The sequence below is a fragment of the Streptomyces sp. NPDC088097 genome, assembly GCF_044741845.1.
In the GTDB taxonomy this organism is placed as follows: Bacteria; Actinomycetota; Actinomycetes; order Streptomycetales; family Streptomycetaceae; genus Streptomyces.
This window is the reverse complement of sequence record NZ_JBIUTJ010000006.1, coordinates 99,315-114,946: the sequence shown is the minus strand read 5'-3', so window position 1 is coordinate 114,946 and position 15,632 is coordinate 99,315. Positions and strand designations below refer to the sequence as shown.

The 15,632-nt window shown below is 69.8% G+C and carries 13 protein-coding genes; 8 read left to right on the top strand and 5 right to left on the bottom strand.

The window, feature by feature from the left end:
* Positions 1 to 3,123 (top strand): efflux RND transporter permease subunit, encoded by a 3,123-nt coding sequence (locus ACIOD1_RS20055; RefSeq protein WP_401903653.1) that lies wholly within the window; start codon positions 1 to 3, stop codon positions 3,121 to 3,123.
* Between the two features lie 106 nt (positions 3,124 to 3,229).
* On the opposite strand, the gene nadA is transcribed toward ACIOD1_RS20055, so the two are convergent.
* Positions 3,230 to 4,417 (bottom strand): quinolinate synthase NadA, encoded by a 1,188-nt coding sequence (gene nadA / locus ACIOD1_RS20050; protein ID WP_365613723.1) that lies wholly within the window; start codon positions 4,415 to 4,417, stop codon positions 3,230 to 3,232.
* A gap of 323 nt (positions 4,418 to 4,740) precedes the next feature.
* Here nadA and erpA point away from each other — a divergent pair, with 323 nt between their 5' ends.
* The gene (gene erpA, locus ACIOD1_RS20045) at positions 4,741 to 5,097 is read left to right on the top strand and encodes an iron-sulfur cluster insertion protein ErpA (protein WP_365613720.1); all 357 of its coding nucleotides are present in this window, start codon (positions 4,741 to 4,743) and stop codon (positions 5,095 to 5,097) included.
* 121 nt (positions 5,098 to 5,218) lie between these two features.
* Here erpA and ACIOD1_RS20040 read toward each other — a convergent pair whose 3' ends face one another.
* On the bottom strand, positions 5,219 to 6,658 hold the full coding sequence (locus ACIOD1_RS20040; RefSeq protein WP_365613717.1) for a hypothetical protein: 1,440 nt from the start codon (positions 6,656 to 6,658) through the stop codon (positions 5,219 to 5,221).
* 97 nt (positions 6,659 to 6,755) lie between these two features.
* On the bottom strand, positions 6,756 to 6,974 hold the full coding sequence (locus ACIOD1_RS20035) for a hypothetical protein (RefSeq protein ID WP_365613715.1): 219 nt from the start codon (positions 6,972 to 6,974) through the stop codon (positions 6,756 to 6,758).
* A 132-nt stretch (positions 6,975 to 7,106) separates the two neighbouring features.
* Here ACIOD1_RS20035 and ACIOD1_RS20030 point away from each other — a divergent pair, with 132 nt between their 5' ends.
* A complete protein-coding gene (locus ACIOD1_RS20030; protein ID WP_365613712.1) occupies positions 7,107 to 8,084 on the top strand; it encodes a carbohydrate kinase family protein in 978 nt (325 codons plus the stop codon).
* 55 nt (positions 8,085 to 8,139) lie between these two features.
* On the opposite strand, the gene ACIOD1_RS20025 is transcribed toward ACIOD1_RS20030, so the two are convergent.
* Positions 8,140 to 9,510: an aminotransferase class V-fold PLP-dependent enzyme gene (locus ACIOD1_RS20025; protein ID WP_365613709.1), complete on the bottom strand. Its 1,371-nt coding sequence runs from the start codon at positions 9,508 to 9,510 to the stop codon at positions 8,140 to 8,142.
* A gap of 283 nt (positions 9,511 to 9,793) precedes the next feature.
* Between ACIOD1_RS20025 and coxB the strand changes: the two genes are divergently transcribed.
* The 4 genes from coxB to ACIOD1_RS20005 all read left to right on the top strand — a co-directional run bounded on the left by coxB (position 9,794) and on the right by ACIOD1_RS20005 (position 14,257).
* Positions 9,794 to 10,768, top strand: a complete 975-nt coding sequence (coxB, locus tag ACIOD1_RS20020) for a cytochrome c oxidase subunit II (RefSeq protein ID WP_365613707.1) — start codon at positions 9,794 to 9,796, stop codon at positions 10,766 to 10,768.
* Positions 10,765 to 12,498, top strand: coding sequence for a cytochrome c oxidase subunit I (ctaD, locus tag ACIOD1_RS20015; protein WP_365613705.1), 1,734 nt, complete (start codon positions 10,765 to 10,767; stop codon positions 12,496 to 12,498). The genes coxB and ctaD overlap by 4 nt, the downstream gene beginning before the upstream one ends.
* Positions 12,495 to 12,893, top strand: a complete 399-nt coding sequence (locus tag ACIOD1_RS20010; RefSeq protein ID WP_365613703.1) for a cytochrome c oxidase subunit 4 — start codon at positions 12,495 to 12,497, stop codon at positions 12,891 to 12,893. Before ctaD ends, ACIOD1_RS20010 begins: the two co-directional genes overlap by 4 nt.
* 116 nt (positions 12,894 to 13,009) lie before the next feature.
* The gene (locus tag ACIOD1_RS20005; protein ID WP_365613700.1) at positions 13,010 to 14,257 is read left to right on the top strand and encodes an Ig-like domain-containing protein; all 1,248 of its coding nucleotides are present in this window, start codon (positions 13,010 to 13,012) and stop codon (positions 14,255 to 14,257) included.
* Positions 14,258 to 14,341: 84 nt separating this feature from the next.
* Here ACIOD1_RS20005 and ACIOD1_RS20000 read toward each other — a convergent pair whose 3' ends face one another.
* Complete coding sequence (locus tag ACIOD1_RS20000; protein WP_365613697.1) at positions 14,342 to 14,743, bottom strand: hypothetical protein; 402 nt, start codon at positions 14,741 to 14,743, stop codon at positions 14,342 to 14,344.
* Between the two features lie 199 nt (positions 14,744 to 14,942).
* Here ACIOD1_RS20000 and ACIOD1_RS19995 point away from each other — a divergent pair, with 199 nt between their 5' ends.
* Positions 14,943 to 15,563 (top strand): heme-copper oxidase subunit III, encoded by a 621-nt coding sequence (locus tag ACIOD1_RS19995; RefSeq protein ID WP_365613695.1) that lies wholly within the window; start codon positions 14,943 to 14,945, stop codon positions 15,561 to 15,563.
* Positions 15,564 to 15,632: the final 69 nt, after the last annotated feature.

The following is a 15,632-nucleotide window of genomic DNA, read 5'->3' as shown; positions in this document are numbered from 1 at the left end:
ATGTCCTGGCTGTCCCGCTTCAGCCTGGCCCAGAGAGCGCTGATCGGCCTCGTGTCGATCATCGCGCTCCTCTTCGGCGCCATAGCCATCCCGCAGCTCAAGCAACAACTGCTGCCGTCCATCGAGCTGCCGATGGTCTCGGTGCTCGCGCCGTACCAGGGCGCCTCGCCCGATGTGGTCGAGAAGCAGGTCGTCGAGCCGATCGAGGCCACCCTCAAGGGCGTCGACGGAATCACCGGCATCACCTCCACCGCCAGCGAGGGCAACGCCCTCATCCGCGCCAGCTTCGACTTCGGCGACGAGGGCACCAAGCAGCTCGTCGCCGACGTCCAGCAGGCCGTCAACCGGGCCCGCGTCCGGCTGCCCGCCGAGGTGGACCCGCAGGTGGTGGCCGGCTCCACCGACGACATCCCGACCGTCGTCCTCGCCGTCACCTCCGACAAGGACCAGCAGGCGCTCGCCGACCAGCTGAACAAGTCCGTCGTCCCCGTCCTGGAGGACATCGAGGGCGTCGGCCAGGTCAGCGTGGACGGCGTACGGGACCTCCAGGTCACCGTCACCCCCGACGACGCGAAGCTCGCCGCCGCCGGACTCGACTCCGCCAAGCTCGCCGAGGCCCTCAAGGCGGGCGGCGCGACCGTCCCGGCCGGCTCCTTCGACGAGGAGGGCAAGAACCGCACCGTCCGCGTCGGCGCCGGCTACACCTCCGTCGCCCAGCTGGAGGACCTCCGCCTGACCGCCGGTCCCGGCAAGCAGGTCGTTCGCCTCGCCGACGTCGCCGCCGTCCGGCAGGAGCCGGCCCGCGCCGACTCCCTCACCCGCACCAACGGCAAGCCCAGCCTCGCCCTCGTCCTGACCATGGACAAGGACGGCAGCGCCGTCGCCATCTCCGACGCCGTCAAGGACAAGCTCCCCGAGCTGCGCTCCACCCTCGGCTCCGGCGCCCAGCTCACCGTCGTCAGCGACCAGGGGCCGGCCGTCGCCAAGTCCATCTCGGGCCTCACCACCGAGGGCCTCCTCGGCCTGGTCTTCGCGGTCATCGTGATCCTGGTCTTCCTGGGCTCGATCCGCTCGACCCTGGTCACCGCGGTCTCCATCCCGCTGTCCGTCGTCCTCGCCCTGATCGTGCTGTGGACCCGCGACCTCTCCCTCAACATGCTGACGCTGGGCGCGCTCACCATCGCCATCGGCCGGGTCGTCGACGACTCGATCGTGGTCTTGGAGAACATCAAGCGCCACCTCGGCTACGGCGAGGAGCGCGAGGCCGCGATCACCACCGCCGTCAAGGAGGTGGCCGGCGCGGTCACCTCCTCCACGCTCACCACCGTCGCCGTGTTCCTGCCCATCGGCCTGGTCGGCGGCATGATCGGCGAGCTGTTCGGCTCCTTCTCGCTCACCGTGACCGCCTCCCTGCTGGCCTCGCTGCTGGTCTCGCTGACGGTCGTACCGGTCCTGTCGTACTGGTTCCTCCGCGCCCCCAAGGGCACCTCCGCCGACCCCGAGGAGGCACGCCGCGCCGCCGAGGAGAAGGAGGCCAACAGTCGCCTCCAGAAGTTCTACGTACGTGTCTTGGGCTTCGCCACCCGCCGACGCCTGACCAGCGTGGCCATCGCCGTCGCGATCCTGTTCGCCACGCTCGGCATGACCCCGCTGCTGAAGACGAACTTCTTCGACCAGGGCGACCAGGACGTCCTGACGGTCAAGCAGGAGCTGGCCCCCGGCACCTCGCTGGCCGCCTCCGACGCGGCGAGCCGCAAGGTGGAGAAGGCCCTCGACTCCGTCAAGGGGGTCAAGGACCACCAGGTCACCGTCGGCTCCTCCGGCTTCCTCGCGGCCTTCGGCGGCGGTACGGGCACCAACCAGGCCTCCTTCCAGGTCACCCTGGAGGACGCCAAGGACTCCGAGGCCGTCAAGAAGCGCATCCAGGACGCCCTGGCCGAGCTGGACGGCATCGGCGACACCTCCCTCTCGGCGGGCGGCGGCTTCGGCAGCCAGAACCTGAGCGTGGTCGTCAAGGCCGGCGACGCCGAGGTGCTCGCCAAGGCAGCCGAGCAGGTCCGCGCCGAGGTGGCCACCCTCAAGGACGTCACCGACGTCCAGAGCGACCTGGCCCAGTCGGTGCCCTGCGTCTCGGTCACCGCCACCCCGAAGACCGCCGAGGCCGGCCTCAACCAGGCCGCGCTCGGCGCGATCGTCGCCCAGGCCGTCCGGGGCAACGCGGTGGGCAAGGCCGTACTGGACAACACCGAGCGGGACGTCGTCGTACGCTCCGCCAAGCCGGCCGGCACCCTCGCCGAGCTCCAGGCGCTCCCCGTCGGCCCGCTCAAGCTCGGCGACATCGCCGAGGTCAAGGTGGTCCCCGGCCCCGTCGCGATGACCCGGATCGACGGCGCCCGCGCCGCCACCATCACCGCCAAGCCGGTCGGCGACAACACCGGCGCCGTCAGCACCACGCTCCAGAGCAAGATCAAGGCCCTCAAGCTGCCCGCGGGCGCCACCGCCGCCATCGGCGGGGTCTCCCAGGACCAGGACGAGGCCTTCGGCTCCCTGGGCCTGGCCATGCTCGCGGCCATCGCGATCGTGTTCATGCTGCTGGTCGCGACCTTCCGCTCGCTGGTCCAGCCGCTGATCCTGCTCGTCTCCATCCCGTTCGCCGCCACCGGCGCGCTGGGCCTGCTGCTCATCACCGGAACCCCCATGGGCGTCCCCGCGATGATCGGCATGCTGATGCTCATCGGCATCGTGGTGACGAACGCGATCGTCCTGATCGACCTCGTCAACCAGTACCGGGCCCAGGGCCATGGCGTGATCGAGGCCGTCGTCGAGGGCGGTCGCCACCGTCTGCGCCCGATCCTGATGACGGCCCTGGCGACGATCTTCGCGCTCCTCCCGATGGCGCTCGGCGTCACGGGCGAGGGCGGGTTCATCTCGCAGCCGCTCGCCGTGGTCGTGATCGGCGGCCTCGTCAGCTCCACCCTGCTGACGCTGCTGCTGGTGCCGACCCTCTACACGATGATCGAGCTCCGCAAGGAGCGTCGTCGGGCGAAGAAGGCGGGCCGCCTCACGGTGGTTCCCTCCCGGAGCGCGCGGGACGCCTCCCAGGACGCTCCGACGAAGGTCTGACCGTCCGAAGTACGCCAAGGGCCCCGGCCCCCGCTCCGTGCGGGGGCCGGGGCCCTTGGTCGTGCGGGCGTGGCGCCGGCGTCGTACGCCGTTGCCGGACCCGTCCCTACGGGAGGGCGAGCATCCGCTCCAGCGCCAGCTTCGCGAAGCCCTCGGTCTCCTTGTCGACCCGGATCTGGTTGACGAGGTTGCCCTCGGCCAGGGACTCCAGGGTCCACACGAGGTGGGGGAGGTCGATGCGGTTCATCGTGGAACAGAAGCAGACCGTCTTGTCGAGGAAGACGACCTCCTTGTCCTCGGCCGCGAAACGATTCGCCAGCCGGCGGACGAGGTTCAGCTCGGTGCCGATGGCCCACTTGGAGCCGGCCGGGGCCGCCTCCAGCGCCTTGATGATGTACTCCGTCGAGCCGACGTAGTCCGCGGCCGCCACGACCTCGTGCTTGCACTCGGGGTGCACCAGCACGTTGACGCCGGGGATGCGGGCGCGCACGTCGTTGACCGAGTCCACCGAGAAACGGCCGTGGACCGAGCAGTGACCGCGCCACAGGATCATCTTGGCGTTCCGCAGCTGCTCGACGGTCAGGCCGCCACCCGGCTTGTGCGGGTTGTAGAGCACGCAGTCGTCCAGGGACATGCCCATGTCGCGGACGGCGGTGTTGCGCCCCAGGTGCTGGTCCGGGAGGAAGAGCACCTTCTCGCCCTGCTCGAAGGCCCAGTCCAGGGCCTTCTTCGCGTTGGACGAGGTGCAGATGGTGCCGCCGTGCTTGCCGGTGAAGGCCTTGATGTCGGCGGAGGAGTTCATGTACGAGACGGGCACGGTCGAGCCGGCGATCCCGGCGTCCGTCAGCACGTCCCAGCACTCCGCGACCTGCTCGGCGGTGGCCATGTCGGCCATCGAGCAGCCGGCGGCCAGGTCCGGCAGGACCACCTTCTGGTCGTCCGAGGTCAGGATGTCCGCGGACTCGGCCATGAAGTGCACGCCGCAGAAGACGATGTACTCGGCCTCCGGCTTGGCGGCCGCGTCCTTGGCGAGCTTGAAGGAGTCCCCGGTGACGTCCGCGAACTCGATGACCTCGTCACGCTGGTAGTGGTGGCCGAGGATGAAGACCTTGTCCCCGAGCTTCTCCTTGGCCGCGCGGGCGCGGGCCACCAGGTTCGGGTCCGACGGCGATGGCAGGTCGCCGGGGCACTCCACCCCGCGCTCGCTCTTGGGGTCGGCCTCGCGGCCGAGCAGCAGCAGGGCGAGGGGCGTCGGCTGGACGTCCAAAGGCTGGGCGGTGGTCACGACACGCACCCTTTCTGTTCCGCGACAAGGACTTCTGGAGCAACGTCGCTGCGACTTCTCGTCTATTTGACGCTATCTATCATAACCGCTTCACGTCACTTTGACGATGCCGATAGTGTCGATGTGACGCATTCGCCCCGGCCCGTGCCCAACCCCCCACCGGTCCCCTTCGTGCCGGGTCCCCCCGTCCGCGTGGGTGTGCGAGCATGAATATCTGAAAGAAGGCGCCGGCCCCGGAATGAATCCGCGCTCAGGCTGGTTGCCACACACGGCAAGAGTCCGACGATCCCCAGCCTCCGGCGGGGAGCCGCCCACTTCGGGAGTGAATGCAGATGTCCGTACAGGACGAAAAGACCACTGTGACCGACGGCATCCTCCTGTCCGACGCCGCCGCCGAAAAGGTCAGGACCCTGCTGGAGCAGGAAGGCCGTGAGGACCTGGCGCTCCGCGTCGCCGTCCAGCCCGGTGGTTGCTCCGGCCTGCGCTACCAGCTCTTCTTCGACGAGCGCTCGCTCGACGGCGACGTCGTCAAGGACTTCGACGGGGTCAAGGTCGTCACCGACCGCATGAGCTCGCCGTACCTGCACGGTGCCTCGATCGACTTCGTCGACACCATCGAGAAGCAGGGCTTCACCATCGACAACCCGAACGCCACGGGCTCCTGCGCCTGCGGCGACTCGTTCAGCTAGACGGCCCGGCCGGCCTCACGGCGCGGCCCGCCCGACGAGAGGGGCCGGTCACCAGCGGAGTTCCGCTGGTGACCGGCCCCTCTCGCGTGCCCGTGGAATGCGCGCGGTCCCGATCGGCGTACTACCGGCGGGGGAGTTCCTTGCCCGTCGTCGCGTCGACCACCTTGCGCTCGGCCAGCGGCCGGCCGAGCGTCGCCGACACGGTCATCTCCTGAGCCAGCATGATGCAGGCCTGACCCGGCTTGGTCGGGGTGTCCGTGATCTTGACCAGGACCGAACCGCCCTCTTCCCGGGCCTCCAGCGCGTAGGTGCTGCACACCCCGCCCCAGAAGTCCACGGTCAGCTTGCGGTCGCCCTCGGAGTACGAGAAACCGGGCACCGTACGCGGCTGCCCGGGCGCGGCCGTCGCGCCGGGGCCGTCCTGGGCGCCGGCCGGCTGGGACACCGTGCGCCCCGGACCGCCGTCCTTGCCCGCCACCTCGAACAGCCAGGCCGGTACGAGACCCCGACCGCCGCCCACCGCACCCGGGGCCAGCCCCAGCACGGCCCCCTTCACCGTCTCCGTCCGCGGCGCCTTCATCGGGCGCGGCTCCGGATTGCAGGGCAGCGTGTCCGTCGCCCCCGTCGGGGTGTCCGGCGTCAGCGGGACCGAGGTCGCGCAGCCGTCGGGGCCGGGGGAGGTCGCGCCGCCCCGGCTCGCGGCGTTCAGACGCTCCAGCGCCTGGGCGGCCCCGACCACCGGCTGCTCGCCCGCGCGGACCGGCGCCTTCAGCTCACCGCTGCCCGCCGTGACCCGGCCGTCCGCGCCCACGCTCACCTTGCCGGTCCAACCCGCCGTGGGGAGCCCGCCCACCACCGGGTCGGCGCTCACCACCCGTACCGCACCCTGGACCAGGCGGGCGTCCTGCTTGGCGTCGGACTGTCCGACCGCCGCCAGCACCGGGGCCGCGGCCTCCTTGGCCGCCTGCTCCGACACGGGCACGCCCGCCCCGTCCACCGGGGCGGTGTCGCCGCCGGGGAGCGTGGCGGGGCCGCAGGTGTCCTTGCCCCGTACGCAGTCGTCCCCGCTCCCGGCGGGCCGGAAGCGGGAGAAGCTCCAGCTCCCGGGGGCCTTGCGGGTGACCGTCAGTCGGGGCCCCGAGCCGTCCCCGGCCTCGCCGACCAGCCACTGCTCGCCGGTGAGGCGGGGCTCGCCGGAGATCCCGAGGGCCCGCGCGAGCCGGGCCACCTCTTCGGCGGAGACCTCTCCGGACGCCGCGAAGGAGGGCGCGGAGGCCGGGCCGGCGGGCAGCTCGCCCTCGGCCCGGTAGACGACCCCGCCGCCGGACGGGTCGGGCTCGCCGGGAGCGATCCCGGGGCCCGGAGGGGTGGCCGCGGAGCGGGGCGCGGAGGCCGCGGCGTCCCGCGTACGGTCCGCACCGCCCGAGCCATCGCCGTGGGCGGTGGAAGCCCAGTACGCCGTGCCGCCGCCCGCCAGCAGGACGGCGGCCGCGATCGAGCCGATGGCCCAGGCCGGCCGCCGTCGTGTGGCGCGTGATGTGTCGGGTTGTTCGCTGGTCACCGCGTCGCTCCTTCGCCTTGTCCCGCCGAATGTGATGCGGGTGTGACGCGACGGTCGCGAAACCGGTTCCCTCCCCCCTGAGGCGGGCCTTGGGCGCTCAGTCTCCGTAGACGGCGGTGGAGGCGATCAGCCGGGCGGAGGCGGGGGGCACGCGCACACCGTGGATCTGCGCGGGCGTCACCCGTACGGGGCGCGGCTCGTGGGGGACCGCCCAGTGCGGGGCCATCCGGGCGCAGTCGCCCAGCAGCCGGTCGAAGCCGGGGCGGGCGGCGCCGCCCGTGTACTCGCCGTACCCGAAACCATCGGTAGAGGTCATGTGGGCACGTTAAGCACGGCACGACCGGCGAAGGAAGTCCTACTACGGGGTAGTTTCGCCGGGTCGGCCGATGGGCGTCGAGCGGGTAGTTTTGACTGTCCCCTCGCCGTCATCCGCAGGAGCATCCACGCCGTGCGCATCGCAGTCACCGGCTCCATCGCCACCGACCACCTCATGACCTTCCCGGGCCGCTTCGCCGACCAGCTCGTCGCCGACCAGCTCCACACGGTCTCGCTCTCCTTCCTCGTCGACAACCTCGACGTCCGTCGGGGCGGTGTCGGCCCGAACATCTGCTTCGGCATGGGGCAGCTCGGCACCCGCCCGATCCTCGTCGGAGCGGCGGGCTCCGACTTCGACGAGTACCGCGCCTGGCTCGACCGGCACGGCGTTGACACCGAGTCCGTGCGGATCTCCGAGGTGCTGCACACCGCGCGCTTCGTCTGCACCACGGACGCCGACCACAACCAGATCGGCTCCTTCTACACGGGCGCGATGAGCGAGGCCCGTCAGATCGAGCTGAAGGCCGTCGCCGACCGGGTGGGCGGCCTGGACCTCGTCCTGATCGGCGCCGACGACCCCGAGGCGATGCTGCGCCACACCGAGGAGTGCCGGACGCGCGGGATCCCCTTCGCCGCCGACTTCTCGCAGCAGATCGCCCGCATGGACGGCGAGAGCATCCGCACCCTGATGGAGGGCGCGACGTACCTCTTCTCCAACGAGTACGAGAAGGGCCTCATCGAGACCAAGTCCGGATGGACCGACGAGGAGATCCTGGCCCGGGTCGGCACCCGCGTCACCACCCTCGGCGCCCAGGGCGTCCGCATCGAGCGGGCCGGACAGGAGACCATCCTGGTCGGCTGCCCCGAGGAGAACGCGAAGGTCGACCCGACCGGCGTCGGCGACGCCTTCCGCGCGGGCTTCCTGACCGGGCTGGGCTGGGGCGTCGGCCTGGAGCGGGCCGCACAGGTCGGCTGCATGCTCGCCACCCTCGTCATCGAGACCCTGGGCACCCAGGAGTACACCCTCGCCCGGGCGCACTTCATGGACCGCTTCACGAAGGCCTACGGCGAGCCGGCGGCCGACGAGGTCCGCGCCCACCTCTCCGCCTGAGCGATGTGAACACCCGCCCCGGACCGTGCCCGACCGCGGGCACGGTCCGGCGGCGTCAGGCCCGCCGCACCGTGTAGGCCGTGCCGAGCGGGCGCGGGGACTCGCCGACGTACGCGTGCCCCCGCATGGAGCACCAGGCCGGGATGTCCAGGCGGGCCACCTCGTCGTCGGACAGGACCGTCACCGTCCCGCCGACCGGGACGCCCCCGATCGCCCGGGCCAGCTCGATCACCGGCTGCGGGCAGCGCAGCCCCAGGGCGTCGATCTCCAGCGAGTCCGCCACCGGCGTCACCGCGACCGGCTCGGACACGCCGAGCTTCTCCCGGACCCCGGCCACCACGCCCGGCAGCACCTCCAGGAAGGCGTTGACCTCCTGCGCCGAGGTGCCCGGCGGCAGCGAGACCCGTACGTTCCCCTCCGACAGCACCCCCATCGCCCGCAGCACGTGACTCGGGGTCAGCGTCGAGCTGGTGCACGAGGAGCCGGACGACACCGAGAATCCGGCCCGGTCCAGCTCGTGCAGCAGGGTCTCCCCGTCCACGTACAGGCAGGAGAAGGTGACCAGGTGCGGCAGCCGCAGGTCCGGATGGCCCACCACCTCCACGTCCGGCACCAGCCGCGCGACCCGCCGCCGCAGCCGGTCCACGAGCAGCCGCAGCCGCGCCGCCTCCGCGTCCGCCTCGGCCCGCACCGCCCGCAGCGAGGCAGCCGCCGCGACGATCGCGGGCAGGTTCGCGAAGCCCGGGGAACGCCCCGACTCCCTTTCGTCGGGCGGGCCTTGGGGCGCGAAGCGGACCCCCTTGCGCACGGCCAGCAGTCCCACCCCCGGCGGCCCGCCCCACTTGTGCGCGCTCGCCGCGAGCACCGACCAGGCACCCTCCACCGGGCCCCAGCCCAGCGACTGCGCCGCGTCCACCAGCAACGGCACCCCGGCGGACCCGCAGGCCTCGGCCACCTCCGCCACCGGCTGGACCGTGCCCACCTCGTGGTTGGCGGACTGCAGGCAGGCGAGCGCGGTGTCCGGGGTCAGCGCGGCGGCGTACTCCCCGGGCGCCACCGCGCCGAAGCGGTCCACCCCGACCTCCACCACCGTGCCGCGCCCCGCGGCCTCGGCCGCGTGCAGTACAGAACTGTGTTCGACCGCCGACACGACCAGACGGCCCCCCACCCGCCGGCGCCCGGAGAGGACCCCGGACACCCCCGTGTGAACCGCGTGCGTCCCCGAAGGAGTGAACACGAGCTCGTCGGGACGGCACCCCACCGACTCGGCCGCCGCCTCCCGCGCCGCGTCCAGGAGCAGTCGGGCCCGGCGCCCCTCCCGGTACAGCCGGGCCGGGTCCGCCCAGCCCTCCTCAAGGGAGGCCTGGAGCGCCTGACGGGCCACGGGGTGCAGCGGAGCGGCGGACGCGGTGTCGAAGTAGGGCATCCGGCCACGCTAACCGCAGCCCCCCGGGCCCCGTGGTCAGGGGCCGTCAGATGCCGTCCGGAGGCGGTCATTCAGGGCCGTATGGCCCGTCGCCCGTACGGCGGATCCACCCCTTCGGGGTCAGTAACGGCGCGTTGGGCACCCTCCCCGCGCGACCCCAAATAGCGTCCAGTAGGGTTTGGTCCGCATAAACATCCAAACCCCTGCCTGCGTCAGGGCCGGCGACCGACCCGAACACGGCCGCGGCCGGCCGCGCGGGCCGAGACTCTCGGGAAGGCGCTACGTGAGTCCCTACGGCTCCGACCGCTCGCCGCGGCGCCCGATGCGGCGGAAGCTGCTGCAGGCGCTGACTGCGGGCGTGGTCCTGGCGACCGCCACTGGTTGCTCGTACACCTGGAAAGACTTCCCCCGCCTCGGAATGCCCACCCCGGTCACGGAGGAGGCACCTCGCATCCTCTCCCTGTGGCAGGGATCCTGGGCAGCCGCTCTCATCACGGGCATCCTGGTGTGGGGCCTGATCATCTGGAGCGTCATCTTCCACCGGCGCAGCCGGACGAAGATCGAGGTCCCCGCGCAGACCCGGTACAACATGCCCATCGAGGCGCTGTACACCGTGGTCCCGCTCATCATCGTCTCGGTGTTCTTCTACTTCACCGCGCGTGACGAGTCGAAGCTGCTCTCCCTCACTCCCAAGCCCGCCCACACCATCAACGTGGTCGGCTTCCAGTGGAGCTGGGGCTTCAACTACGTCGAGAACGTCGACGCGGACGCGGCGACCCCGAAGGCGGGCGAGGTTCCGAAGGAACTCGCCACGATTCCGGACCGCTTCACCAAGGCCTTCCCCGCGGGCGCCGAAGGCGTCTACGAGAAGGGCGTCCCCGGCGACCGCAACCCGCAGACGGGGAACCCGGGACCGACCCTCTACCTGCCCAAGGGCGAGAAGGTCCGCTTCATCCTGTCGTCGAACGACGTCATCCACTCCTTCTGGGTGGTGCCCTTCCTGTTCAAGCAGGACGTCATCCCCGGCCACACCAATGTCTTCGAGGTCACCCCGTCCCAGGAAGGCACCTTCCTCGGCAAGTGCGCCGAGCTCTGCGGTGTCGACCACTCCCGGATGCTCTTCAACGTGAAGGTCGTCTCGCCGGAGAAGTACCGGGCGCACCTGAAGGAACTGGCGGAGAAGGGGCAGACCGGCTTCCTCCCGGCCGGCATCCAGCAGACTGACCCGGCCCGGAATGCGGAGACGAACAAACTGTGAGCATCCTCAACGAATCCCAGGGTGCCGCCGCAGCTGACTCGTACGAGAACGAGCTGCCGGTACGGCGCAAGCAGCCGGGCAACGTGGTCGTGAAGTGGATGACCACGACCGACCACAAGACCATCGGCACGATGTACCTGGTCACGTCGTTCGTGTTCTTCATCATCGGCGGGATCATGGCGCTCTTCATGCGCGCCGAGCTGGCCCGACCGGGCACGCAGATCATGTCGAACGAACAGTTCAACCAGGCGTTCACCATGCATGGCACGATCATGCTGCTGATGTTCGCGACCCCGCTGTTCGCCGGTTTCGCGAACTGGATCATGCCGCTGCAGATCGGCGCGCCCGACGTGGCGTTCCCGCGGCTGAACATGTTCGCGTACTGGCTGTACGTCTTCGGCTCGACCATCGCGGTGGCCGGCTTCGTCACCCCCTCGGGTGCGGCCGACTTCGGCTGGTTCGCCTACTCCCCGCTCTCGGACGCCGTCCGTTCGCCGGGCATCGGCGCCGACATGTGGATCATGGGTCTGGCCTTCTCCGGCTTCGGCACGATCCTCGGTTCGGTCAACTTCATCACCACGATCATCTGCATGCGCGCTCCCGGCATGACGATGTTCCGCATGCCGATCTTCACCTGGAACGTGCTGCTGACCGGTGTCCTGGTCCTGCTCGCCTTCCCGGTGCTGGCCGCCGCGCTCTTCGCGCTGGAGGCCGACAGGAAGTTCGGTGCGCACGTCTTCGACGCGGCCAACGGCGGCGCGTTGCTGTGGCAACACCTCTTCTGGTTCTTCGGCCATCCAGAGGTGTACATCATCGCGTTGCCATTCTTCGGCATCATCTCCGAGGTCATTCCGGTCTTCTCGCGCAAGCCGATGTTCGGTTACATCGGTCTGATCGCCGCGACCATCTCCATCGCCGGTCTCTCGGTGACGGTGTGGGCCCACCACATGTACGTCACCGGTGGCGTGCTGCTGCCGTTCTTCTCCTTCATGACCTTCCTGATCGCGGTACCGACCGGTGTGAAGTTCTTCAACTGGATCGGCACCATGTGGAAGGGCTCGCTGTCCTTCGAGACACCGATGCTCTGGGCCGTCGGCTTCCTGATCACCTTCACCTTCGGTGGTCTGACCGGCGTCATCCTGGCCTCGCCCCCGCTGGACTTCCACGTCTCCGACTCGTACTTCGTCGTCGCGCACTTCCACTACGTCATCTTCGGCACCGTGGTCTTCGCGATGTTCTCCGGCTTCCACTTCTGGTGGCCGAAGTTCACGGGCAAGATGCTGGACGAGCGCCTCGGCAAGATCACCTTCTGGACGCTGTTCATCGGCTTCCACGGCACCTTCCTGGTCCAGCACTGGCTGGGTGTCGAGGGCATGCCGCGTCGCTACGCGGACTACCTCGCGGCCGACGGCTTCACCGCGCTGAACACGATCTCCACGATCAGCTCGTTCCTGCTCGGCCTGTCGATGCTCCCCTTCATGTACAACGTCTGGAAGACGGCGAAGTACGGCAAGAAGGTCGAGGTCGACGACCCGTGGGGCTACGGCCGCTCGCTGGAGTGGGCGACGTCCTGCCCGCCGCCGCGGCACAACTTCCTCACCCTCCCGCGGATCCGCAGTGAATCCCCGGCGTTCGACCTGCACCACCCGGAGATCGCGGCCCTCGACCATCTCGCGGACCACGACGCCGGTACCAAGGCCGTCAGCGGTGGCAAGGAGACCGGCAAGTGAAGATCCAGGGCAGGATGTTCCTCTGGCTCGCCTTCTTCATCCTGATCATGACCGTCGTGTACGGCGTGTGGTCGAAGGAGCCGGTCGGCACCACCGCGCTCGCCCTGGCCTTCGGCCTGAGCGCCATGATCGGCTACTACCTGGCCTTCACGGCCCGGCGCGTGGACGAGATGGCCCAGGACAACCTGGAGGCCGACGTCGCCGACGAGGCGGGCGAGCTGGGATTCTTCTCCCCGCACAGCTGGCAGCCGCTCTCGCTGGCCATCGGTGGCGCCTTCGCCTTCATGGGCGTCATCTTCGGCTGGTGGCTGATGTACTTCTCGGCTCCGCTGATCCTGATCGGCCTGTGGGGCTGGGTGTACGAGTACTACCGCGGTGAGAACGCGAACCAGTAGTTCGCACCGCCACAGCAGCACCTGAGGGGCCCGGACACCTTTTCGGAGGAGTCCGGGCCCCTCGTTTGCAGTCATCCCGCGCGCCGTATTTGTCATACCTTCATAGCGTTGGCTCCATGAAGCACTCACCGCGTCTTTGGACGGTACTCAGCTGCTCCCTGCTGGTCGCGTCCCTCGGGGCAGGCGCCACCGCATGCGGGTCCGGCGAGAAGAACCCGCTGTCAGCCCGCCCGTACGACGCGGGCGACCAAATCGCCTTCAACCAGGCCGCGGGCGGACGCCCCGTCGACCCCGACAAGCCGTTCGAAGTGACGGCGAAGGGGGCGGAGGCCCGGATCACCGACGTGAACGTCGTGGACACCCACGGCCGACGCCTGGCGGGCGAACTCTCCGCCAAGGGCGACCGCTGGCACAGCACGGCCCCGCTGGCGGCCGGCGTGCACTACGCGGTCACCGTGAACACCGAGGACGAACGCGGAGCCCCGGGGCAGCGCACGGCGGTCTTCGACACCACCCCGGCGAAGAAGGTCCTCAAGGTCGAGTTCGGCCCGGACGAGGGCAAGTACGGGGTCGGCCAGCCCGTCACGGCCGAACTCAGCGAACCCGTCAAGGACAAGGCGGCGCGCACCCTCGTGGAGCGCGGCCTGGTGGTCGACACTCCCGAGAACGTCGAGGGTGCCTGGCACTGGGTCGACGACAAGACCCTCCACTACCGCCCGAAGGAGTACTGGCCCGCGAACTCCACCGTCTCCGTACGGAGCAACCTGGAGGGCGTGAAGGTCTCCGACGAGCTGCACGGCACCGCGTCGAAGCCGCTGAACCTGGAGATCGGCGACCGGGTGGAGGTCACCACCGACGCCTCGTCGCACTACCTCACGTTCAAGCGCAACGGAGAAGTGATCAACACCATTCCGGTGACCACCGGGAAGCCGGGCTTCTCCACCCGCAACGGGGTCAAGGTGGTGCTGGGCAAGCAGTACTTCGTCCAGATGCGCGGTGACACCGTCGGCATCGGCGGCAGCGAGTACTACAACCTGCCCGTGTACTACGCCACCCGCGTGACCTGGAGCGGGGAGTACGTGCACGCCGCGCCGTGGTCGGTCGGCTCCCAGGGCTACGAGAACGTCAGCCACGGCTGCACCGGCATGAGCACCGGCAACGCCGCCTGGTTCTACGAGAACATCACCGAGGGCGACATCGTCAGGGTGATCAACTCCATCGGCGACGACATGGACACCTTCGGCAACGGCTTCGGCGACTGGAACATGGACTGGAAGGACTGGCGCGAGGGCAGCGCGCTCCTCAAGGGCACCCAGGAGGGCCGCAGCGCCATCGACCAGGCCCGCCTGCGGCCGACCGTGTAGCCCCGGGGCGCCCCCACGACGGTGCGTCAGCCCACAACGCCCCACAGAAGCCCGTACGGGCCTCCGTGGGGCGTTTGTGACGGGTCAGGCGTCCAGGGACAGCCGGGACCGCAGGAGGCCCGCCAGGACCTCGGGGAAGTCCACCGGGTCCACCGGGAGCGTCACCGCGGCGTCCGCGCGGCTCCAGGTGGCCAGCCAGGCGTCCTGCGGGCGCCCCATCAGCAGCAGCACCGGGGGACACCGGAAGATCTCGTCCTTGATCTGGCGGCAGACGCCCATGCCCCCCGCGGGGGCCGCCTCGCCGTCCAGGACGCACGCGTCGATCCCGCCCGCGTCCAACTCCTTGAGGACGGCCGGCAGCGTCGCGCACTCCAGGAACTCCACCGGCGGCAGGTCCGCGGCAGGCCTGCGCCCGGCCGCCAGCCGCACCTGCTCCCGGGTGCCCGCGTCGTCGCTGTAGACCAGAACCCGCGCAGTCGCCCGCATTTCGTTCCTCCACGTGTCACGTGAATCACGTTGATGTTGGGCCGGATGCTACTCCTCCCGATGTGCTGTCAACATCGGTTCGGACAGCCCCGCGCACGTGGCCCACAGGGCGATCTGATGGGCCGTTCGGGCCTTGCACACCCCCCTGACACTCCGAACGGCACCCCCCGGGGTGAGGGCGGGATAAGCGACCGACATAATGTCGGTCGTGGCGACAGCAACGACAGTAGATACCGGGCACGCGCACCCGACGGTCAACCGGCCGAACCTCGTCAGCGTCGGAACCATCATCTGGTTGAGTTCCGAGCTGATGTTCTTCGCGGCCCTCTTCGCGATGTACTTCACCCTGCGATCAGTGATGGGTCCCGAGTACTGGGCAGAGCAGGCTTCGGCCTTGAATCTGCCCTTCTCGGCGACGAACACGACGATCCTGGTGCTTTCCTCGCTCACCTGCCAGCTCGGCGTATTCGCCGCCGAGCGCGGTGACGTGAAGAAGCTCCGGACGTGGTTCATCATCACGTTCGTCATGGGTGCGATCTTCATTGGCGGCCAGGTGTTCGAGTACACCGAGCTGGTCAAGCACGAGGGCCTGTCCCTCTCGTCAAATCCGTACGGATCGGTGTTCTACCTGACCACCGGCTTCCACGGGTTGCACGTGACGGGTGGTCTCATCGCCTTCCTGCTGGTCCTCGGCCGGACGTACGCGGCCAAGAGGTTCACCCACGAACAGGCCACGTCGGCCATCGTCGTGTCCTACTACTGGCACTTCGTCGATGTCGTCTGGATCGGCCTCTTCGCGACGATCTACCTGATCAAGTAGCGAACCCGTCGCCGGGCACGACTCGGCACCTCATCCAGAAACACCGACGCAGAAGATCCTGACACCGGG